The sequence below is a fragment of the Micromonospora sp. WMMC264 genome (assembly GCF_027497275.1).
GTDB lineage: Bacteria > Actinomycetota > Actinomycetes > Mycobacteriales > Micromonosporaceae > Micromonospora > Micromonospora chalcea.
Genome location: NZ_CP114907.1, coordinates 1652355 through 1676119, shown reverse-complemented (window position 1 = coordinate 1676119; position 23765 = coordinate 1652355). Strand labels below are relative to the sequence as shown.

The following is a 23765-nucleotide window of genomic DNA, read 5'->3' as shown; positions in this document are numbered from 1 at the left end:
CGGTGTCGGCACGGAGGGGATTCGTGGGAGCGGATCAGAGGGCGGGCAACGCGCGGCTGTCCACCTTCCCGTTGGTGGTGAGCGGAATGTGGTCGATGGCGACGACGTCCGCCGGGATCATGTAGTCGGGCAGGTCGACGGCGAGGTGGGCGCGCAACGCGGCCGCGTCCACCGCCGCGCCGGCGGTGAGCACCACGTACGCCGCCAGGCGCTTCTCGCCGGGGCTGGGCTCGCGGGCGAGCACCACGGCGTCACGGACGCCCGGATGGGCGGCGAGCCGGGCCTGGATCTCGCCCAGTTCCACCCGGTAGCCCCGGATCTTGACCTGGTTGTCGATGCGGCCGAGGAACTCCAGCGTGCCGTCGGGCAGCCAGCGGGCCAGGTCGCCGCTGCGGTAGAGGCGGCTGCCCGGCGGGCCGTACGGGTCGGGCCGGAACCGGTCCGCGGTCAGGTCCGGGCGGCCCAGGTAGCCGCGCGCCACCCCGACGCCGCCGATCCAGACCTCGCCGGGCACGCCGACCGGCACCGGGTCGAGCCGCTCGGTCAGCACGTACATGGTGGTGTTGACGATCGGCACGCCGAGCGGCACCAGCTCGGTGGCCGGCGGCTCGCTGATCGGCTGCCCCGAGTTGCCGATGGTGATCTCGGTGGGGCCGTACTCGGTGGCGACCTTCGTGCCGTCCGGCCCGGCCAGATCCAGCCAGCGCTCGGCCAGCGCCGCGGTGAACGAGTCCCCGGCCGCGATGACCATGCCGGCCAGGTCCCGCGCCTGCTCCCCGGTGAGCTGCCAGGTGAGCAGGTCCAGGTGGCCCGGGGTCATCTTGATGAAGCTGTACGGCGCGCCCGTGAGCAGGTGCGCCCCGAGGTCGGCGGTGTCCAGCGGCTCGGGCAGCAGGTGCGCCGGCTCCCCGGTGATCAGCGGGGTGAAGATGTTCGGGATGCCCAGGTCGAACGAGATCGAGGAGAAGACCGGGGCGCCGCCGGGGCCGTGCGCGGCGTACGCGCCGACGGTCCAGAGCAGATAGTTGGCCAGGCCGGCGTGCGGCACCAGCACGCCCTTGGGCCGCCCGGTGGAGCCGGAGGTGAAGATGACGTAGGCGAGCTGGGCCGGGTCGATCGGCACGGTCGCCGGGGTGTCGGGCCGGGCCGCGACGGCCGCCGCGTCCGCGTCGACCAGGACCAGGACGCCGTCGTACAGGCCGGTGAGGGTGGCCTGCTCGACGGTGGAGGTGACCACCACCGGGCTGCCGGCCGCCTCGATCATGTAGCGCAGCCGTTCCGCCGGCAGCTGCGGATCCAGCGGCAGGTAGCCGGCCCCGGACTGCCAGACCGCGATCAGGGCGGGGATGAGGTCGGGTGTGCGGCCCAGGCACACGCCGACCAGGGTGTCCCGGCCGGCGCCGAGGTCGAGCAGGTGGTGGGTGAGCCGGTTGGCCCGCCGCATCAGCTCCCGGTACGTGAGCCGCGTGTCGCCGACCCGGACGGCGATCCGGTCCGGAGTGGCGTCGGCCTGGGCCCGGATCAGGTCGACCACGGTCACGTCGCCCCGGTGCGCCGTCTCCGCGACGGCCCAGTCGCGCAGCACCGCGTCGCGCTCGTCCGCCGGCAGGTAGGTGCGCCCGGCGTCACCGTCGGGGTCGGCGGCCATCGCCACCAGCACCTCCCGGTAGAGCGCGGCGAGCCGGCGGGCGTACCCGGGGTCGACTGTCTCCCCGGCGACGCGCAGGCGCAGGCGGTCCGGCCCGGCGGTGACCCGCAGGCCGTACCCGTCCCGGTCGGCCGGCAGGCCGGGCAGCGGCTCACCGGGCAGGCCGGCGGCCGGGTCCCACTCGAAGAGGGCGTGCTGCCCCTGCCCCGGCCCGCCGTTGACCGGCCGGTACGCGAGCCGGTGGGTCCACGCGTCGCGCTCGTGGGCGGCCACGTCACGCACCAGCGCCCGCCAGGTCGCCGCGCGGGCGGCCGTCGGCACGGGCCGCACCACGCGGTGCAGCAGTCGCTCGCAGTCCGGGCGCGCGGCGCCGCCGTGCGGGGTGAGGGTGGCGTCGGTGTGCCCGGCGGGTTCGGCGCCGAGCATGCCGAGCACGGTCTGGTGGGCGGCGAACAGCACAGTGGACAGCGGTGCCCCGGCGGCGTCGGCGAGCACGGCCAGCCCGGCGGACATCCCGGCCAGGTCGACGGTGAGCTCGGTGCTCCCGGCCGCGCCGCCCCAGCCGCCGGGCAGGGCGCAGGAGCCGCCGGCCAGCGCCCGGGTCCAGTACTCCTCGCCTTCGAAGTCGGCGGCGGCGTCGAGCGCGTCCGCGACGCAGGGCGCGTGCCGGGTGGCGGTGACCGGCGCCGCGGCGTAATAGGCGCGCAGCAGCTCGGCGAGGATGCCCGCCGGGTCGGCCACGCAGCTCAGCGCCCGGGGCGCGGCGACCAGCAGCGTCCAGCTCTGTTCGGTCTCCAGGATCACGGTCAGCCGCAGCGCCCCGGCGGCGGCCGGGTCGAACGGCGTGGCCCGTTCGGTCTCCAGCAGCGCGGCGAGCATCGCGTCGCGCTTGTCCGCGTCGACGCTGCGGTGGTCGTGCCGGGCCAGCGGGACCGCGGCGTCCGGATGCGCCAGGTACAGCGGCTCGGTGCCGCCGGACGGGTCGGTCGAGCAACGGAGCAGTTCGTGCGCGCGCACCACCGCCTCGACCGCCGAGGCGAAACGCTCCGGCGCGAACGGGGCCGGGTCCTCGATCCGCCGGCCGTCCAGGTCGACCTCGGTGAACGCCGACGCCTGCGCGACCAGGTCGGCCGGCACGTCGGGCAGCGGATAGGCGTCGCTGACGCCGGCCGGGACGATCGCCCGGTCCCGGGGACTGAGCAGCGTGAACGGCTCGATGTCGGCCGCGTCCACCGCCGGGTCGAGGGGGGTCATGTCTCGTCTCCTGGGTTCCGGTCCACCGGCGGCCCGCTCCGGGCGGGTACGGCGGCGGCTGTGGTCGGGGGCGGTCGGTGGTGGTACCGGTCGGCGGCGCCGGACACCCACGGCGGCGGTACGACGGCGGCGAGATCCCGCGCCACCGTCGCCACCACCTCGGCCCGCGCGCCGTGGAGGAAGAAGTGGTCGCCGGGGAACAGGCAGAGCCGCGACCGGGCCGAGGTGTGCCGCCGCCACCCGTCGAGCGCCCTCGGCGGCACGATCCGGTCCCCCCGGCCGCCCAGCACCGTCAGTGGCGTCGCCAGCGGCGGCTCGGGGCGGTGCTCGTACGTCTCCAGCACCGAGAAGTCGGCCCGCAGCACGGGCAGCATCAGCCGCATCAGGTCGGCGTTGTCGAGCACCTCCGGCGGGGTGCCGCCCAGCTTCGCCAGGTGCGCGCGGATCTCGTCGTCGGCGGCGCAGTGCAGCAGCGGCCGCGACGACGGGGAGTCCGGCGACGCGGCGGCGGAGACGAACACGTGCTCCGGCTGGCGCACCGGGCGGCGGCGCAGCGCCCGGGCCAGCTCGAAGGCGAGCAGGCCACCCATGCTGTGCCCGAACAGCGCGTACGGCCGGTCCAGCGCGCCGGTCAGCGCGTCGGCGAGGGACCGGATCAGCGGGGTGAGGCGCAGGAAGGGCGCCTCCTGCAGCCGGGTGCCCCGGCCGGGCAGCTCCAACGCCACCACCTGGACTCCGGGTGGCGCGGCGCGCTGCCAGCCCCGGAACGCCGCCGCGCCGCCACCTGCGTACGGCAGGCAGAACAGGCGGACGTCAGCGTCCGGATTCCACACCTGACCGCCCAGCCACCGACTGTCCACGGGGAACCTCCTCCTCCCTGATCTGGCCGTAGTCGAGCCGGACGAGCCGGTCGGCGGCGTCGAAGTAGCGGTCGTCGTGGCTGATCACCACGACGGCCTTGTCCCGGTCCCGCAGTTCCGGCAGCAGTTCCCGGTAGAAGAAGTCCTTGAAGACCGGGTCCTGGTCGGCCGCCCACTCGTCGAACAGGCAGAAGGGGCGGTCCTCCAGGTACGTCACCAGCAACGCCAGCCGTTTGCGCTGCCCGAGCGAGAGCGCCGTGGTGGAGAAGCGGTCCCCGTCGACGCGTACCTTGTGGTCCAGTTGCAGGCGCTCCAGGTACCGCTGCGCCTTGGCGGCCTGCTCCCCCGCCGGCAGCCCGAGCAGGCTGTCGAAGAGGTGGAAGTCGGAGAACACGGCGGAGAACAGGTTGCGGTAGTCCTCCCGGTTGGCCGCGGTGACCTGGGTGCCGTCCACCTGGATCGCGCCGCTCTCCGGCTCGTACAGGCTGGTGAGCACCTTCGCCAATGTGGTCTTGCCGCTGCCGTTGGCGCCGACGACGAAGAGGATCTCGCCGCGCCGGAACTCGAAGTCCAGCGGGCCGAGCACGAACTGCTCGCCCTTCGGTCCGGGGTAGACGTGGCTGACTCCGCGGAAGGCGATGCTTCGCCACCCGGCGAAGACGTTGCCCGCCCGGCCCGCGGCGGCCGGGACCCTGCTGTTCGGCACGGCGGGCGCCCGCCCCGCGCCCGGCCCGCCGAGACCCGCGTCGAGCTCCGCGAGCCGCTCCTTGATCTTCCCCAGGGCCACCGACGCCCGGCCCAGCGCGGGGAACCAGACGAGGACGCCCTGAAGGCTGGAGACGGCGAAGAGCAGGATCAGCACGCACGACGTGAGCGTCTGGTCGGACAGGGCGAACCAGGCGGGGAAGGCGAACAGCAGCAGGCCGATGAAGGCGAAGAAGACCGCCTGGCCGCCACCGGTGGCGCCCTCGTAGACGGAGAGGCCGAAGACGCTGTGCCGGCGGTAGGCGGACGCCGTGGCCGTCAGCTCACCGTCGATCAGCGCGGCCCGCCGCTCCCGGTTGAGCTTCAGCTCCTTGAGCCCTTCGGTGACCGAACGGAAGTGACCGAACAGCGCGTCCTGCTCCCGCCGCGCGGCCTTGAGCGCGCCCAGGCCGGAGGCGGAGACGAGCAGGTAGAGCAGCACGCCCACGACGACCGTGGCGCCGGTGGCGAGCGCCACCGCCGGTGAGACGATCACCAGGTAGGCGATGGCCACCAGCACGAACGCCGCGCCCGAGCAGATGCCCGGCAGGCCGGGCAGCGCGTCGGCGATCACCACCACGTCGTCGGCGAGCGCCGAGTAGAGCTGCGCCGTGCCGGTCCGCTCCACGGTCCGCAGCGGGGCGTCCAGGATGCCGTCGATGAGGCGGCGGCGCAGGTGGTAGACGGCGCCCTGGGACAGCCGGTACAGCATGCTCTGGGAGACGAACTTGGTGACCAGCGTGGCCAGGCAGAGCGCCACGTATCCCCAGATCAGCCGCTGCGAGGGCGCGGCGTCGGCGGCCAGCGCCAGGTTGACCATGGCGATGAAGGCGGCGCCGGTGCCGCCGCTGACGATGCCCGCCGCGATGGCCAGCAGGAACGGGCCCCGGCTGTAGCGCAGCAGGTAGGCGAAGAGGCTCATGCGCCCACCTCGTCCAGCCAGGCACGGAGCGTGGTCAGCGGCGCCGCCGGCGAGTCGGCCAGCCGGCCGAGCAGCAGGTCCCAGCGTCGCATCAGCGCCTGGAGCGCCCGGGCGTCGTGGACGTCGGTGGAGAAGATCCAGGTGCCGTGCAGTTCCGCGCCCTGTTCCCGCATGATCAGCGCCAAGTCGACCTCCGCCGGTCTGAGGTTGGTGCCGAGCACCTCGGAGAAGACGTAGTCGTCACCGATCTCCAACGAATCGACCCGCAGCCCGGGCAACGCGAGTTCCGGCACCTCGGCGTTGAGCAGGTTGAACAGGGTCCGCGTCGGGTCACCGTCCGCGGTGGCCGGCACCGCCAGCCACGGCGGCACGGCCCGGTTGGCGTACGCGTCGAGCGTCCGGTCCCGGACCTGCCGCACCAGCCCGGCGAACGTCGACGCGGCGGTCAGGTCGGCGCGTACCACGAGCGGGTGCACGAACCAGCCGATCAGGTCGGCCGTCTCGGCCCGGTCCCGGCCCGCCTCCGGGAAGCCCACCGGGATGTCGTCGCGGCCGGAGCAGGCGGCGAGCAGCAGGTGGTACGCGGCCAGCAGCGCCATGAACAGGCTGGCCCCCTCCTGCCGGGCGAGCCCACGCAGCTTCTCCGTGACCGCCGGGTCGACGCGGAACGCGCGGGTGAAGCCGTCGGCGGCGGTCGTCCCGGTGGCCGGTGGCCGCAGCGTCAGTGCCGGTGGCAGGCCGGCGAGGGCGCGCCGCCAGTGGTCCACGTGCGCGTCGAGCGCGCCGCCGGCCAGTTGCCGGCGCTGCCACGCCGCCACGTCGGGGTACTGCACGGCCAGCTCCGGCAGCCGCGGCGCCCGGCCGGTGGCGTGGGCGCCGTAGAACTCGGTCAGGTCGCGCACCAGCACCCCGTAGGACCAGTTGTCGGTGACCAGGTGATGCATGGTGAGCACCAGCGCGTGCCGGTCGTCGCCGAGGCGGGCCAGCAGGCCGCGCACCATCGGCTCCGCGTCGATGCGGAACGGCCGCCGTCCCTGTTCCTCGATCAGCGCGCGCAGTTCGCCCGGCTCGGCGTCGCGGAGGTCCACCGCCGTCAACGGCCAGCCGCCGGCCGGTTCGATCCGCTGCGCCGGCCCGTCCGGGCCGTCCACGATCCGGGTCCGCAGCGCCTCGTGCCGCCCGACGACGTCGTCCAGGGCGCGGCGCAGCGCCGCCTCGTCCAGCGGTCCGGTCAGCCGCAGCGCGGTCACCACGTTGTGGATCGGGTCGGCCGGGCCGAGCGGGTGGTGCCGGATCAGCCGTTCCTGGCTGAACGACAGCGGCAGGTCGCCGTCGCGGCCGACGCGCGGGATCGGGGCCGGGCCGGTGTCCGCGCCGCTCGCGTGCCGCCGGACCTGCCCGGCCAGCCAGCCGACCGTCGGGTTGCCGAAGAGGTCGCGCAGCGCGAGCCGTACGCCGTACCGGGCGTCGATCTGCGCGGCGAGTTTGGTGGCGAGCAGGGAGTGCCCGCCCAGGGTGAAGAAGTTGTCGTCCCGGCCGACCTCGTCGATCCCGAGCAGCTCCCGCCAGATGTCGGCGATCGCCGCTTCCACCTCGTCGCGGGGCGCTTCGGCAGCAGCGGCGGGCTCGCCGGCGGGCGGCTGCGGCGCGGGCAGGGCGGACCGGTCGACAGTGCCGGCCGGGGTGCGCGGCAGCTCCGGCAGCGCCACCCAGGCGGCCGGGAGCAGATTCTCCGGCAGCCGCTGCCTCAGGTACGCGGCCAGCTCACCGGCCCCGGCCTGCCCCACGACGTACGCGACCAGCCGGTCGTCGTGCGCCACCACGGCGGCCCCGGTCACGGCGGGATGCCCGGCCAGGGTCGTCTCGACCAGGTCCAGGTCCACCGGGAAGCCGCGCAGCCGTACCTGGTGGTCGAGGCGGCCCAGGTACTCGATCACGCCGTCGGCGCGCATCCGGGCCCGCTCGCCGGTGCGCAGCAGCCGCGCGCCGCGCGCCGTGCCGAACGGGTCCGGCGCCAGCAGCGCCGCCACGTCTCCGGCCGGCGCCGGAAGCGGGTCGCCACCGACGTACAGCTCCCCCGGCACGCCGGCCGGGAGTGGCTGACCGGCCCGGTCCAGGACGTGCACCCGGGTGCCCGGCACCGGACGGCCGACCGGCATCAACTGCCGCTGCCCGCCGTCGGGCCTGGCCGGATCGGCGGGCTCGTCATCGACGGCGCACAGGTGGGCGGTGACCGGCGCGGCCACGTCCGGCGGCACGAGCACGTGGTGCAGGGCCGCCGGCGACCGCTCCGCGAAGCGCGCCACCAGGTCCCGGGACAGCGGCGCCCCACCGCAGAACACGTGCCGCAGCGCGGCGCAGCGCTCCACCCCGCGCTGGTCGAGCAGCTCGGCGAGCAGGTCGGGCCGGAAGCAGGCCACGCTGACCCGCTCCGCCCGGATCAGGCCGACCAGGTGGCGGGCGTCGCGGTCCCCGCCGGGCCGGGCCAGCACCACGGCCGCGCCGCTCAGCAGCGGGGCGTACAGCTCCCAGACCGCCGCCGGGGCGGCCAGGGACGCCTGCTGGAGCACCCGGTCGTCGGCGGTCAGCCCGGCCGCCTCGGACAGCCAGCGCAGCCGGTCGCGCAGCGCCGCGTGGCTGTGCACCGTGGTGCGCGGCTCACCGTCGGGCGGACAGGTGACGTAGGCCGGCTCGCCGCCGGTGACAGTGCCCGCGCCGGCCGGCGCCGCGGCGTCCGGCACGAGGGCACCGGGCACGGCGGCGTCCGGCACGGCGCGCGGGTCGGCGGACGGGTCGTCCACCAGGCAGGTCGGCCCGGACCAGCGCGGGACGCCACTCTGCGGGCGCGCGGTGAGCAGCAACGCGACCTCGGCCGCCGTCAGCAGCGCGGCGGCCCGGTCGGCGGGCAGCGCCGGGTCCACCGGTACGACCACCCCGCCGGCCCGCCAGACGGCGAGCGGCGCGGCCACCAGCTCCACGCACCGGTCCAGCCGCACGCCGACCCGGGTGCCCCGGCGCACGCCCGCTGCCCGCAACCGGTCGGCGAGCGCGCCGACGAGCGCGTCCAGCTCGCCGTAGCCGACCGTACGCGAGCCGAACCGCACCGCCGGGGCGGCCGGGTCACGGCGGACCGCCGCGGCGAAGGCGTCACCGACCAGCGGACGGGCGGCGTCGGTCGCCGGGCCGGTGGCCAGCGCCAGCAGCTCGTCCCGCTCGACCGGGCCGACGAGCGGCAGCACGCCGATCGGGGTGTCCGGGTCGTCCAGCAGGCCCCGCAGCAGACGGTGGAACATGCTCACGTGACGCCGGGCGGTCGCCTCGTCGAACAGGTCGGTGCTGTACTCCAGCCGCCCCCAGATCGTGTCGCCGTCCTCGAAGAGGTCAAGCAGCAGGTCGAACTCGGCCTTGCGGGCGTCCAGCGAGACCGGCTCGACCCGCAGCGGCCCGTCGTGCCAGGACGGGAACGGCACGTTCTGGTACGAGAACAGCACCTGGAAGACCGGGGTGCCGGCCGCCGACCGCTCCGGCTGCAACTGCTCGACCAGCCGCTCGAACGGGATGCCCTGGTGGTCGTACGCGGCCAGGCACACCGCGCCGACCCGGCGCAGCAGCTCCCGGAACGACGGCTCGCCGCGCAGGTCGGTACGCAGTGCCACGGTGTTCATGAACAGCCCGATCAGCGGCTCCAGCTCGACCAGGCGCCGGTTGGCCACCGGCGAGCCGACCACCACCTCCTCGTCGCCGGTGAGCCGGTGCAGCAGCACCGCGAAGGCGGCCTGGAGCACCATGAACAGCGTGGCGTTCTCCTGCCGGGACAGCGCCCGCAGCCGGGTCACCACGGCCGGCGGGATCTCCACCGGCACCGAGTCACCCCGGTAGCTCTTCTCCCTCGGCCGGGGCCGGTCACCGACCAGGCCGATCTCCGGTGGCGCGCCGCCGAGCTGGCCGGTCCAGTACGCCAGGTCCGCCGCCCACGCCTGCTGAGCGGCCGGCTCCTGCTGCCAGAGGGCGAAGTCGGCGTACTGCACCGGCAGCTCGGGCAGGCCGTGCGGCCCGCCGGTGAGCAGGGCGCGGTAGCAGTCGATCAGCTCGCGCAGCAGCACCCCCATCGACCAGCGGTCGGACACGAGGTGGTGCAGGTTGAGCAGCACGCCGGTCACCTGCGGGCCGAAGCGGAGCAGCCGGACCCGCACCGGCGAACCGGCGGCCAGGTCGAACGGCCGGCCGATCAGCTCCTCCTCGCGGCGGCGCAGCTCGGCGTCGACCTCCCCGGGCGTCACCCCGGGCACGTCCTCGACCCGCACGTCCGGCGGCAGCTCGGCCCGCACCTGCTGGTACGGCCGTCCGTCCCGCTCGAAGAAGACCGTCCGCAGCGACTCGTGCCGGCGGACCACCTCGGCGCAGGCGCGGGCGAACAGGTCCGCGCGGAAGTCGCCGTGCACCCGCATCGCCGTGGAGATGACGTACGCGGAGGTGTGCGCCGCGAACTGCTCCAGGAACCAGATCCGGCTCTGCGAGAAGGTCAGCGGCACCGGGGCGTCCCGGTCGGCGCGCGGTGGCACGGTCCGCGCCGGGGCGCGGTCGATGCCCTCCTCCTGGAGCAGGTTGCCCAGCAGCGCGAGCCGCTGCGCGGACAGGGCGAACCGCCTGGTGCTCATGCCTGCGTCCTTCCGTCGGCGCGGTCGAGCGCCTGCTGCACCTCGTCGTCGGACAGGTCGCTGAGCCGGATCAGCAACTCGGCGGTCTTCTCCACGACGGTCCGCTGCGCGGGGTCGGCGGTCAGCGCGCGGGTGAGCCCGGCGACCGTCGGGTCGGTGAAGACCTTGTGCAACGGCACGTCCACGCCGAACGCCTCCCGGACCCGGGCCACCATCCGGGTGCTGAGCAGCGAGTGCCCGCCGAGGGCGAAGAAGTCGTCGCCCACGCCGACCCGGTCGACGCCGAGCGTCTCGGCCCAGATGCCGGCGATCACCTCCTCGACCGGTGTGCGCGGCGCCACGTACGCCGATGTCACCTGCCGCCGGCCCGACTCGGGCGCGGGCAGCGCCTTGCGGTCGACCTTGTTGTTCGGGGTGAGCGGCAGCGCGTCGAGGAAGACGTACGCCGAGGGCGCCATGTAGTCGGGCAACTGCTCGCCGACCGCGGCCCGCAACCGCGGCAGCAGCCGCCTCGCCCGGCGGCCGAGGGCGTCGTTGACGAACGAGTCCCAGCGCGGCTCGGCGGCGGGCGGCCCGGCGAGCCGGGGCAGCGGCGTCTCCGGCCGGCCGTCGCCGGCCAGCCGGCGCAGCACGACGGTCAGGTCACCGGCCGGTCCGTGACCGGACCAGTCCAGGTCCAGCCGGTAGCCGGTCTCGTCGGCGAGCCGGCGCAGCTGTTCCGGCTCGACGGCGGCCGGGTCGACAGGGGACGCCAGTTCGGCCCGCAGGTCGGCGACCGTGCCGTCCGCCCCGGCGAGCGCCGTCGCCGCCCGCGCCCAGCGGTCGACGCGGGCGTTGGGTACGCCGCGCAGCGCGAGCAGCGCCGGACGGTCGGCGGTGAGCCGCTCGCGCAGCCCGGCCGCGGTGAGCCCGCTGTCGCGCCAGTCCAGCCACGTCACGTCCCCGGCGTCGACGACGTCGCCGTCGACGGTGAGCCGTACGTCGTAGCGGAACCGGGTCAGCTCGTTGCTCACCGAGCCGAGCTTCGGCATCACCCGTACCCCCGTCAGCCGGGGGAAGCGGGCCGGCAGCGCGGTGAAGAAGCCCGGGTCGAAGACCAGCTCCCGGTCGTCGGCGACGGCCCGGCGCACCCGCTCGCGCAGTTGCTCGGCGCTGTCCTGCGCCTCGGCCCGCTCCACCTGCACGGAGGTGTGGAAGGTCTCCAGCAGCGGCAGGCTGCGGATGTCGCCGAGGAAGAGCGAGCCGCCCGGGGCGAGCCGGGGCAACGCGCCCTCGATCACCCGCAGCAGGTAGTCCTCGTCGGCGAAGTACTGCGCCACCGAGTTGAGCACGATCACGTCGAAGAGCTGGTCGGGCAGCGCGTCCAGCTCGTCGGCGGCGCAGCCGAACAGCTCCACCCCGGACAGTCCCCGCGCCGGCACGTCGGCGCGCAGCCGGTCCAGGGCGACAGCGGAGATGTCGGTGCCCCAGTAGCGGCGCACGTGCGGGGCGACCCGGTAGAGGATCAGGCCGGTGCCGCAGCCGATCTCCAGCACCGAGCGCGGGCCGTCCTGGAGGATCCGCTCGGCGGTCGCCTCGGCCCAGCCGCGCATCTCCGCCACCGGGATCGGCGCTCCGGTGTAGCTGCTGTTCCAGCCCCGGGTGTCGAACGTCGGGTCGACCTCGCCGGTGTCCGTCACGTCGTACGCGGCGTCCCAGACGTCGCGCCACTGCTCCACCTCGTGCGGCCACTGCGCCGCCGCCTCGGCCCGGGCGTCGGCGCCGGCCACCACGTACGCCACCAGCCGCTGGTCGCCGGGGGTGTCCTCGCGTACGGTCACCACCGCCTGGTTGACCTGCGGCTGCCGCTCCAGCACCGACTCGATCTCGCCCAGCTCGATCCGGAAGCCCCGCAGCTTCACCTGGTGGTCGAGCCGGCCGAGGAACTCGATGCTCCCGTCGGCGCGACGGCGGACCAGGTCGCCGGTGCGGTAGAGCCGGTCGCCCAGCCCGATCGGAAAGGGGTGCCGGACGAACCGCTCGGCGGTCAGCTCGGGCCGGTCCAGGTAGCCCCGCGCCAGGCCGGCGCCGCCGATGTGCAGCTCGCCGGGGACACCCGGCGGCACCAGGTGGCCGCTGCCGTCGAGCACGTGCAGTTCGGTGTTGGCGATCGGCTCGCCGATGGAGATCGGGCCGTGGTCGACCCGCGCCACCGCCGACCAGATGGTCGTCTCGGTCGGGCCGTACATGTTCCACAGCTCGGCGCACCGGCCGAGCAGGCGCTGGGCCAGCTCGGCGGGGAGCGCCTCGCCACCGGCCAGCACCCGCAGCCCGGCCTCGCCGGTCCAGCCGGCGTCGAGCAGCATCCGCCAGGTGGACGGGGTGGCCTGCATGACCGTCGCGCCGAAGGTGTCCAGCGCGGCGGCCAGCCGTTCCCCGTCGGCGGCGACCTGGCGGCTCACCACTGCCACGCAGGCGCCCTCGACCAGCGGCAGGAGCAGCTCCAGCCCGGCGATGTCGAAGGAGAGCGTGGTGACCGCCAGCAGCACGTCGTCGGCGGTGACGCCGGGGCGTTCGCCCATGGCGAGCAGGAAGTTGCCCAGCGCCCCGTGCGGCACCTGCACGCCCTTGGGCCGGCCGGTGGAGCCGGAGGTGTAGATGACGTACGCCAGGTCGTCGGGGCGCACGTCGACATCCAGCGGTTCGGCCGACTCGGCGGCCAGCTCGTCACCGAGCAGGTCCAGGCAGAGCGGCTGCGCCTTCACCCCGCCCAGGCCCGCCAGCACGTCGCTGCTGGTGAGCAGCACGGACAGGTCGGAGTCGGCGAGCATGAAGGCGATCCGGTCCGGCGGGAAACCCGGGTCCAGCGGCACGTACGCGCCGCCGCTCTTGAGCACGGCGAGCATCGCCACGACCATGTCGGCCGAACGCTCCAGGCAGATGCCGACCATCGTCTCCCGGGCCACCCCGAGCCGCCGCAGCCGGCGGGCCAGCCGGGTCGAGCGCCCGTCCAGCTCGGCGTAGGTCAGGCTCTCCCGGTCGGTGCGCAGCGCCGGGGCGTCCGGGGCGGCGGCGGCCCGGGCGGCGAAGCGCTGCGGCACGCACACCGGCTGCGGCCAGTCCCGGCGGGTGTCGTTCCACCGCAGCCGCAGGTCACGCTCCTCGTCGGCGCCGAGCATCGGAACCTGGTCGATCGGCCGGTCCGGGTCGGCGAGCAGGTTCTCCACCAGCTGCGCGAGGTGCCGGGACATCCGCTCCACGGTGGCCGGCTCGAACAGGTCGGTGTTGTACTCGAACCAGCCGGTCAGCCCGTCCGGCCGGTCGAAGACCTGCAGCTCCAGGTCGAACCGGGCGGTGGAGCTCTCCACGTCGACCGGCTCCAGCCGCAGCCCGGCCACGTCGAACTCCGGCATCGGGATGTTCTGGAAGATGAAGTGCACCTGGAAGATCGGCGAGCGGGACAGGTCCCGGCGCGGGGCCAGCTCCTCCACCAGCCGCTCGAAGGGCACCTCCTGGTGGGCGAACGCGCCGAGGCAGGTCTGCCGGACCCGCCCGACCAGCTCGCGGAAGCTCGGGTCGCCGGACAGGTCGGTGCGCAGCGCCAGAGTGTTGACGAAGTAGCCGACGAGCCGTTCGATCTCCGGCCGGTTCCGGTTGGCCACCGGTACGCCGACCACGATGTCGTCCTCGCGGCTGTAGCGGTGCAGCAGCGCCTGGAAGGCCGCGAGCAGGGTCATGAACGGGGTGGCGCCCTCCCGCTGGCTCAGCGCGCGCAGCCGGGTCATCACCGGCTCGGGCAGGGCGAAGGGCCGGGAGCCGCCCCGGGTGCTCTGCACCGCCGGGCGGGGCTTGTCGATGGGCAGCTCCAGCGCGGCCGGCGCCCCGGCGAGCGTCTTCTTCCAGTACTCCAGGTCGGCGTCGAGCGCGTCGCCCTCCAGCCGCTGCCGCTGCCAGACGGTGTAGTCGACGTACTGGATCGGCAGGTCCGGCAGGGTCGACTCGCGACCGGCGGCGAACGCCCCGTACAGCTCGACCAGCTCGGCGATGGCCACGGACATGGACCACAGGTCGGCCGCGATGTGGTGCATGGTCAGCAGCAGGATGTGCTCCTGCGGGCCGAGCCGGAGGAACCGCACCCGCAGCAGCGGCCCGCCGGCCAGGTCGAACGGGCGGGTGAACTCCTCCCGGGCCAGCTCCTGGATGCCCGCCTCGCCCTGCGGTCCGCGCAGGTGGGCGCAGTCGACCACGGTGAACTCCGGCTCGCAGACGGCGTTGACCAGCTGCCGGGGCTCGCCGTCGACCTCGGTGAACGTGGTCCGCAGCGCCTCGTGCCGGCGGGTGATCTCGTTGCAGCAGCGCCGCCACACCTCCAGGTCCAGCGGGCCCAGGATGCGGACGGCGCCGGGGATGTTGTACGCGGCGCTGCCCGGCGAGAGCTGCTCCAGGAACCAGAGTCGTTGCTGGGAGAAGGAGGCCGGGAACTCCCGCCGCTGCTTCTTCTGCCGCAGCCGCTCGGCCAGCAGTGCGCGCTTCTCGGCGGCGGACAGGCTGCCCAGGTCGGTGGTCGTCACGGGCGATCATCCTCGGTGTGTGGGTGAGCTGACACGGCTGCGGACAGGACGTGCGGCGCTCGCGTACGGCGGGCACGCGCCGGGGCGGGCGGAAGCGGCCGGCTCATGCCCGTCCCCCGCCGTCGTCCTCGGCGAGCAGGGCGGCGAGCTGCGCCTCGATCTCCTCGTCGGACAGCTCGTCGAGGCCGGCCAGTTCGTCGTCGGGCACGTCCCGGCTCACCGCTTCGATCCGGTCGGCGCCCCGATCCCCCGGCCCGCCGGGTTCGGCCAGCACGGTCACCGTGTGCGCCACCGTCGGGCTGTCGAAGAAGCCCCGCAGGTTCAGCTCCACCCCGAACCGGCCGCGGATCTTCGCGCCGATCTGCACGGCGGCCAGCGAGTGTCCGCCGAGGGCGAAGAAGTCGTCGTGCACGCCGACGCGGTCCAGGCCGAGCACCTCCTGCCAGATCTCCGCCACCGTCCGCTCGGCCTCGGTGCCCGGCGCCACGTACGGGGTGTCCAGATCGGGCCGCGGATGGGTGCCCCGGGGCGGGGCGATCTGCTCCACCTCCCCGGCGAGCAGCGCGGGGGTGATCGAGGCGGCCAGCCGGCGCAGCCCGGAAAGGTCTCGGCCGGTGACCACCACGTGCTCCGGCAGCTCGGGCGCGGCGAGCAGCCGGTCGAAGGCGGCCATCCCGTCGGCGGCGGTCATCCCCTCGCTGAGCACGTGCAGGGTGCCCGGCGTCGCCTCGCCCGCGCCCGTGCCGGCGGCGGTCACCGCGCCGTCGCGCACCTGTTCCAGCAGGCCGTCGATGTCGTTGATCCGCTTGATGGTGAAGTCGGTGATCCGGGCCAGCAGCTGTCCCTGCGGGGAGATCAGCTCGATGCTGACGGTGAGCGTCTCGCCGGAGTCACCGGCCTCGTCCACCTCGACGTGGCAGTGGACCACCCGGGTCAGCGGGGCGAAGACCCGCAGGCTGCGGTAGGTGAACGGCAGGTAGAACACGTCCCGCGCGCGGATCCGTGCGGACGCGCCGGCCACGTCCAGCAGCGCCGGGTGCAGCGGGTAGCGCTCCAGGTCGGCGGCGAACTCCTCGGCCAGTTCGAGCGTGACCATCAGCCGCCGCTCGCCGGCCTCGATGCGCCGCAGGCACCGCCAGCGCGGGCCGAACGAGAACTGCAACCGGCCGCCCTGCTCCACCCGGTCGAGCTTCAGCCGCCGCTTCAGTTCGTCCTCGGTGTCGATCACCTCGGTGACGGCGCAGTCGCGGCGCAGCCGGTCCAGGTCCCGGGCCGTGTCCGCCGGCCGCTCGTGGAAGGCCACGGTGCCGCTCGCGTGCTCCTGCCAGCGGCCGGCCTCCCCGTCGACGCGGCTCTGCACGCTGAACCGGAGCTGCCCGTCGCGCTCCTGCACCGTGGTGAACAGCTCGCGGCTCCGACCGTCCGGCACGATCACCGGCATCAGGAACAGCACGTCGTTCAGCTCCACCACCCGGCCGGCCGCCCGGTCGGCCACCGCCGCGTGGACCAGCTCCAGGTACGTGGTGCCGGGAACGAGGCCGTGGCCCATGATCCGGTGCTCGTCGACGATCCAGCTGTCGGCCGTGCTGAGCGTCGTGGCGTACGTCCGGGACGTGCCGGTCGAGGAGACCAGGCGTTGCAGCAGCGGGTGCCCGGTCAGCGCGGCGCCGCCGTGCAGCCGCTCGACCAGGCCGGCGGCCATGCCGGTGTTGCGCCAGGTGTCCCAGGCGACAGCCGCGACCGGCGCCCCGGTGGTGGCTCGCCGCCACTGGGCGTAGACGTCCAGGAAGGCGTTCGCCGCGCAGTAGTCGCTCTGCCCCGGCCCGCCGAGCAGCGCGGTCAGCGACGAGCAGAGCAGCAGGAAGTCCAGTCCGTCGGCGTCGCAGACGGCGTCCAGGTGCAGCGTGCCGACGGTCTTGGCGGCCAGCACGTCGGTCACGTCCCGGCCGGACTTGACCGCGATCAGTCCCCGCGACGGCAGGCCGGCGGCGTGGACGACACCGTGCAGGCCACCGCCTTCGGCGCGCAGCCGTCCGACCGCGTCGGACAGGGCGGCCCGGTCGGTGACGTCGGCGTGCAGCACCACCACCCGCGCGCCCAGTTCCCGCAGCCGCTGCACGCCGCGGATCCGCCGGCTGGTGTCGTCCTGCTCGCCGTGCTCGGCCAGCCAGTCCGGCCACCGCGTCGAGTCGGGGAACGCCGAGCGGTGCAGCAGCCCGAGCACCGGCGCGTCGACCGAGCGGGCGATCTGCTCGGCCAGCGCCAGCCCGACCCCGCCGAGACCGCCGGTGATCAGGTAGACGCCGCCGGGCCGCAGCCGGCCGCCCGTCCCGCCGGCGGCGTCGGCGGGCAGGGCCTCGAAGTCGCGTACCCACCAGTGCCGGCCGCGCAGCGCCAGTTCCCGGTCGGCGGTGGGCGCGGTCAGCCGGGCCAGCACGGTCGTGGGGCCGGGCGCCGGGTCGGCGCCGGGCAGGTCCAGCACGCGGCAGGTGACGTCCGGGACCTCCTGCGGGATGACCGTGGTGGCGCCGAGCAGCGGGGCGTTCTCCGGCTGCAGGGCCTCCTCGCCGGTCACCGCGAACAGGCCCCGGCTGAGCACGTCGATCTCCACCGGGCCGGCGGGCTGCACGTCCCCGATCGCCTGGGCCAGGGCCAGCAGGCTGTCGAACCCGACCCGCCGGGCGCTGTCGATCCGGTCCGGATCCGGGCCGTCGCCCGGCTCCACGGTCAGGCTCCACAGGTGCACCACCCGGATCGTCCGGCCGGCGTCCACCTCCAGCGACTTGAGCAGGGCGGCGTGCTGGTCCCGGCTGGCCGGGTCCAGCGACCAGGCCCGCTCGCCGGTCTCCCGCAGCTCGTCGCCGGCGCTGACCCGCAGCACTGTCGCGCCGTCGTCGGCCAGCCGCCCGGCCAGCGCCACGCCCAGCGGCAGCTCGGCGCCGAGCACCACCCAGGTCGCCCCGTCGGCGGTCCCGGCGGCCGGCGCGGTGAGCCGCCGCCAGCCGGGCACGTGGAACCACTGCGCGTCCGGCCCGGTCGCCGCGACCGGCGCGGCCCGGACCGGGCCGGGCCGCGGCTCGATCCAGTAGCGCTGGCGCTGGAACGGGTACGTGGGCAGGCGCAGCAGCCGCCGCGGCGTGTCCCCGGCGCGGGCGGCCCAGTCCACCGGCGCCCCGGCGGCCCAGAGTTCCCCCAGCCCGGCCAGCAGGTACTCCTGGTCGTCGCGCGGTTCGTCCGGGTGACGCACCGATCCGGCCACCGTGCGCCGCTCGTGCCAGGCGCGGTGCTGGCGGACGAAGTTGCGCAGCGTCTGCCCGGGACCGACCTCCAGCAGCACCAGCTCCTCGTCGGCGAGCAGCACGTCCAGGGCGTCGGCGAAACGCACCGGCGCGCGCAGGTGTCGTCCCCAGTACTCCGGGTCGGTGGCCTGCTCGTCGGTGATCCAGGCGCCTGTGACGTTGGAGACGAACGGGGTGGCGGGCGGGCGCAGGGCGACCCGGCGGACCGCGTCGACGAACGGCGCGACAGCGGCGTCCATGCTGGGTGAGTGGAAGGCGTGCGAGGTGCGCAGCCGGCGGCACGCCACCCCGTCCGCCGCGAGCCGCTGCGCCAGCGCGTCGACCTCGGCGGTCGGGCCGGCCACCACGCACAGGCCGGTGGAGTTCACCGCCGCGACGCACAGCCCGCCGGTCAGCCGGCCGGTCACCTCCGCCTCGGGCAGGAACACCGCGAGCATCGACCCGGCCGGCATCGACTGCACCAGGCGCCCCCGCGTGGCGACCAGCGCCACCGCGTCCTCGAGGGAGAACACCCCGGCCAGGCAGGCGGCCACGTACTCGCCGACGCTGTGCCCGACCATCGCCGCCGGGCGGACGCCCCACGAGATCCACAGGCGGGCCAGCGCGTACTCCACCGCGAACAGCACCGGCTGCGTGACAGCGGTACGCGCCAGCGCCAGCGCCGCGTCGCCGGTCTCGTCGTCGGCGGCGAACAGCGGCACCCGCAGGTTCTCGCCGAGGTGGCCGGCGAACAGGTCGGCGCAGCGGTCCAGCTCGGCGGCGAACACCGGCTCGCTGCGGTACAGGCCCCGCGTCATGCCCACGTACTGCGCGCCCTGGCCGGGGAAGAGGAACGCCACCGGCGCGTCCCGTCCGGCAGGCGTGCCCGTGCCGGCGTCGGCGGCCCGCCGCAGCGCGGCGACCAGTTCGGCGCTGTCCCGGCCGGTCACCGCCGTACGGTGCTCGAAGGCCCGGCGGCGGGCGGCCAGCGTGTACGCGACGTCGTCCAGGTCCAGGTCGGGGTGGGCGGCCAGGTGGTCGGCGAGCCGGCCGGCCGCGGCGGCCAGCGCCGGCGCGGAGCGGGCCGACAGCGGCAGCACCCGGGCTACGGCCGGTGCGGCGGGCGGCGCGGCGGCCGGCGCGGCCGGGGCCGGCGCCTCCTGCAGGATCACGTGCACGTTGCTGCCGCCGATGCCGAACGAGCTGACCCCGGCCCGGCGCGGCGTCTCCTGCCGGGGCCACTGCCGCAGCTCGGTGTTGACGAAGAACGGGCTGGTCGGCAACGCCAGCTCGGGGTTGGCCCGGGTGTGGTGCAGGGTCGCCGGGATCGCCTCGTGGCGCAGCGCCAGCACCGCCTTGATCAGGCTGGTCACCCCGGCCGCGGCGTCGAGGTGCCCGACGTTGCTCTTCACCGAGCCGATCGCGCAGTAGCCCACCCGGTCGGTGTGCTTGCGGTACGCGCGGGTCAGCGCGGTGATCTCGATCGGGTCGCCGAGGGCGGTGCCGGTGCCGTGGGTCTCGACGTAGCCGATGCTGTCCGGGTCCACGTCGGCCACGGCGAGCGCCTCGGCGACGACGCGGGCCTGCCCGTCCACGCTCGGCGCGGTGTAGCCGACCTTCAGCGAGCCGTCGTTGTTCACCGCGGTGCCGAGGATGACCGCGTCCACTGTGTCCCCGGCCGCGTGGGCGTCGGTCAACCGCCGCAGCACCACCACGCCCACACCGTTGCCGGCGACGGTGCCCTGCGCCTGCGCGTCGAAGGGCCGGCAGTGCCCGTCCGGGGAGAGGATGCCGCCCTGTTCGTAGCGGTAACCGCCGCGCAGCGGCACGCTCACCGACACGCCGCCGGCCAGGGCCAGGTCGCACTCGCCGTTGAGCAGGCTCTGGGCCGCCAGGTGCACCGCAGTCAGCGAGGTGGAGCAGGCCGTCTGCACGGTCATGCTCGGCCCGGTCAGGTTCAGCTTGTACGACACCCGGGTGGCCAGGAAGTCCTTGTCGCTGGAGATCAGCGTCTGGTAGCTGCCGGCAGCGTCCACCGCCTGCTCGTTGGCGAGCAGGTTGAACAGCAGGTACGAGTTCAGGCTCGACCCGGCGAAGACGCCGATGCGCCCGTCGAAGGTCTTCGGGTCGTGGCCGGCCGACTCCAGCGCCGTCCACACGCACTCCAGGAAGACCCGGTGCTGCGGGTCGAGGACCTCGGCCTCGCGGGGGTGGTAGCCGAAGAAGCCCGCGTCGAAGCGGTCCGCGTCGGCCAGGACGCCCTTGGCCGGCACGTAGTCGTCCCGCGCGGCCACCTGCGGGTCGACGCCGTCGGCGCGCAGCTCCTCGTCGGACAGGCGGGCGATCCCCTCCCGGCCGGCCGTGAGGTTCGCCCAGAACTCGTCCACGTCGGCAGCGCCGGGGAACCGCCCCGCCATGCCGATGACGGCTATCTGGTCGAGGTTCTCGACGTCGTCTGACATCTGTCTCACCTACCGTTCATGCCTGCGCGGCCGACGAGCGGCGGCGACGTCGACTCAGTGACTGCCGGCGGGTGGCCGCCCGTTCCTGGGCGTCGCCCAGGCCGTCGCCGTCCGCGCCGGGCCGGTTGAGGTAACCGGCGAGCGCGGCGACGGTCGGGAACTGGAACAGCTCGACGAGCGTCACGTCCCGGCCGGCCGCCGCGACGAGCCGCAGGCGGGCCTCGGCCATCAGCAGGGAGTGGCCGCCCAGCTCGAAGAAGTTGTCGTCCACCCCGACCTGCTCCACGCCGAGCAGTTCCCGCCAGATGCCGGCGACGGTCCGCTCCAGCTCGTCGCGCGGCGCCACGTACGGGCTGCGCAGCTCCGGGCGGGCCAGGTCGGGTTCGGGCAGGGCCGACCGGTCCACCTTGCCGTTCGAGGTCAGCGGCAGGGCGTCCAGCGTGGTGAAGACCGCCGGCACCATGTAGTCGGGCAGCCGTTCCTTCAACCGGCCGATCAGCTCACCGGTGGCCGGCACGTCCGGCCCGGCCAGGTACGCCACCAGCCGGGTGTCGCCGCCGTGCGCACGCGCCACCACCACCGCCTCGGTGACGCCGGGGCAGGCGGTCAGCGCCGCCTCGATCTCGCCCAGCTCGATCCGGAAGCCGCGCAGCTTCACCTGGTGGTCGAGGCGGCCCAGGTACTCGATCGCGCCGTCGGCACGGATCCGGCCCAGGTCACCGGTCCTGTAGAGCCGGGCGGGCGGCCGGTCGTCGTCGCGGTCGCCGGTGACGGCCGTGCCGCCGGTCGGCGCCGGTGTGGCGAACGGGTCGGCGAGGAACCGTTCGGCGGTCAGCTCGGGCCGGTTCAGGTAGCCGAGCGCCACGTTGACCCCGCCGATGTGCAGCTCGCCCGGCACACCCACGGGCACCGGCTGCAGATGGCGGTCCAGCACGTACACCTGGGTGTTCGCGATCGGCCGCCCGATCGGCACCGGCCGGGGGTCGTCGCGGCGGCAGGCCCAGGCGGTGACGTCGATCGCCGCCTCGGTCGGGCCGTACAGGTTGTGCAGTTCGGCGGCGGACCGGGTGAAGAAGCGGTCCTGCAGGTCGCGCGGAAGCGCCTCGCCACTGCAGATCACCCGGCGCAGGCTCACGCACCGCTCGACGTCGGGCTCGCGCAGGAACGCCTGGAGCATGGAGGGCACGAAGTGCACGGTGGTGACCTGTTCGGAGCGGATCGTGTCGACCAGGTAGGCGCCGTCGCGGTGCCCGTCCGGGCGGGCCACGACGAGCGTCGCGCCGGTCATCAACGGCCAGAAGAACTCCCAGACCGAGACGTCGAACGAGTACGGCGTCTTCTGCAGCACCCGGTCGCCGGGGCCGAGGCCGTAGGCGTCCTGCATCCACAGCAGCCGGTTGCGGATGCCGGCGAACGTGTTCGGCACGCCCTTGGGTCGGCCGGTCGACCCGGAGGTGTAGATGACGTAGGCGACGTCGGTGCCGCGTACCGGGGTGGGCCGGTCGTCGGCGGCGTCCGCGGGCACGTCGTCGGTGAGCAGCTCGTCGGCGAACCACAGCGGCCCGTCCCAGGACAGCTTCTCGCCGAGCCGCCGCTGGGTGAGCACCACCGCCGGGTCCGCGTCGTCGAGCATCAGCGCCACCCGCCGGGCCGGCAGGCCCGGGTCGACGGGCACGTACGCGCCGCCGGCCTGCCAGATCGCCAGCAGGCCGACCACCAGCTCCACCGAGCGTTCCAGCACCAGGCCGACCCGCACGCCGGGGCCGACCCCGGCGGCACGCAGCCGGCGGGCCAGCCCGTTGGCCCGGCGCAGCAGCTCCCCGTAGCCGACGGTGCGGCCGGCGAACCGCACCGCCGGCAGTTCCGGCGTACGCCGGGCCCGCTCGGCGATCTGCTCGTGCGCCCAGCCCGCGCCGGGCCACCGCCGCGCCTCGCCCCGGGACAGCGCCAGCACCGCGTCCCGCTCGTCGGCGTCCAGCAACGGCAGTTCGTCGACAGCCGTGTGCGGGCCGGCGACGGCCAGCTCGACGATCCGCCGGTAGTGCCCGGCCATCCGGGCCATGGTGGCGGGCTCGAACAGGTCGCGGTCGTACTCGAACCAGCCGCTGACCCCACCGGCGTCGTTGAACAGCTGCAGCTCCAGGTCGAAGCGGGCGCCCTGGGCGCGCAGCGGCAGCCGTTCGAACTCCACCCCGGCCAGGGCCAGCGTGGGCAGCGGGTCGCTCTGGTAGGAGAGCCCCACCTGGAAGATCGGCGGCCGGCTGAGGTCGCGGGCCGGCTTCAGCGCCTCCACCACCTTCTCGAACGGCACCCGCTGGTGGGCGTACGCGCCGAGGCAGGCGTCCCGGACCCGGCCCAGCAGTTCGGTGAAGGTCGGGTTGCCGGTCAGGTCCACGCGGACCGGCAGGGTGTTGACGAAGAACCCGATGAGCGGTTCGACCTCGGCCCGGTCCCGGTTGGCCATCGGCACGCCGACCACCACGTCGTCCTGCCCGCTGTAGCGGCGCAGCAGCACGCCGAAGGCGGCCAGCAGCGCCATGTACGTGGTCGCGCCGTGCTGCTTGCCGAGCGCGCCGAGCGCGGTGAGCACCGGCTCGGGCAACGTGAACGGGTGGGAGGCGCCCTGGAAGCCCTGCACCGGCGGGCGGGGCCGGTCGGTCGGCAGGTCGAGCACGGCCGGCGCCCCGGCGAGGTGCTCCCGCCAGTGGGCCAGGTCCGCCGACAGGTCCTCCCCGCGCAGCCAGTCCTGCTGCCAGGCGGCGTAGTCGCCGTACTGGACACTCAGCTCGGGCAGCGCCGGCCGGTCGCCGGTGGCCAGCGCGGCGTACCGGGTGGAGAGTTCACCCAGCAGCACCCCGACGGACCAGCCGTCGGAGACGAGGTGGTGCATCGCCACGCCGAGCACGCAGTCGTCGTCACCGAGCCGGAGCAGGGCCAGCCGCAGCAGCGGGCCGGTGGTGATGTCGAACGGCTCGCGCAGCGCGGCCACGATCCGCGCCTCCAGCTCGTCGCCGCCGGCCGGCGTGCCGCGCAGGTCGGTCTCGGCCAGCGGGATCGCGAGCGCCGGGTGGACCACCTGCACCGGCCGCCCGTCGCGCAGCTCGAACGTGGTCCGCAGCGACTCGTGCCGGGCGACGATCCCGTCGACCGCCTGCCGCAGCAGGGCGGTGTCCAGCGGGCCGCGGATGCGCACCGCCGCCGGGATCAGGTACGCCGGGTTGCCGGGCCGGAGCTGCTCCAAAAACCAGATGCCCTGCTGCATCACGGAGATCGGGAAGACGTTCTCCCGCCGGGCGGGCCGCGCCTGGCCCCGCTCGCGCAGCAGCTTCTCGAACAGCGCCCGTTTCTCCGGGGAGAGCGCGGCGAGCCGTGCGTCGAGGTCGGTCATC

General features: G+C 74.9%; 7 protein-coding genes. All 7 read right to left on the bottom strand.

Annotated elements, in window-relative coordinates; translation table 11 throughout:
* Window positions 1–34: 34 nt before the first annotated feature.
* Window positions 35–2902: an amino acid adenylation domain-containing protein gene (locus tag O7542_RS06785; protein WP_281605889.1), complete on the bottom strand. Its 2868-nt coding sequence runs from the start codon at window positions 2900–2902 to the stop codon at window positions 35–37.
* The gene (locus tag O7542_RS06780) at window positions 2899–3762 is read right to left on the bottom strand and encodes an alpha/beta fold hydrolase (RefSeq protein WP_113973032.1); all 864 of its coding nucleotides are present in this window, start codon (window positions 3760–3762) and stop codon (window positions 2899–2901) included. Before O7542_RS06780 ends, O7542_RS06785 begins: the two co-directional genes overlap by 4 nt.
* Complete coding sequence (locus O7542_RS06775) at window positions 3716–5428, bottom strand: cyclic peptide export ABC transporter (RefSeq protein ID WP_043323008.1); 1713 nt, start codon at window positions 5426–5428, stop codon at window positions 3716–3718. Before O7542_RS06775 ends, O7542_RS06780 begins: the two co-directional genes overlap by 47 nt.
* The gene (locus O7542_RS06770) at window positions 5425–10086 is read right to left on the bottom strand and encodes a condensation domain-containing protein (protein ID WP_281605888.1); all 4662 of its coding nucleotides are present in this window, start codon (window positions 10084–10086) and stop codon (window positions 5425–5427) included. Before O7542_RS06770 ends, O7542_RS06775 begins: the two co-directional genes overlap by 4 nt.
* Window positions 10083–14636 carry a non-ribosomal peptide synthetase gene (locus tag O7542_RS06765; protein ID WP_281605887.1) on the bottom strand — a complete coding sequence of 1518 codons (4554 nt, stop codon included), beginning with the start codon at window positions 14634–14636 and terminating at the stop codon, window positions 10083–10085. The genes O7542_RS06770 and O7542_RS06765 overlap by 4 nt, the downstream gene beginning before the upstream one ends.
* A gap of 103 nt (window positions 14637–14739) precedes the next feature.
* The gene (locus O7542_RS06760; protein WP_281605886.1) at window positions 14740–20376 is read right to left on the bottom strand and encodes a type I polyketide synthase; all 5637 of its coding nucleotides are present in this window, start codon (window positions 20374–20376) and stop codon (window positions 14740–14742) included.
* Window positions 20377–20392: 16 nt separating this feature from the next.
* On the bottom strand, window positions 20393–23764 hold the full coding sequence (locus tag O7542_RS06755) for an amino acid adenylation domain-containing protein (RefSeq protein ID WP_281605885.1): 3372 nt from the start codon (window positions 23762–23764) through the stop codon (window positions 20393–20395).
* Window position 23765: the final 1 nt, after the last annotated feature.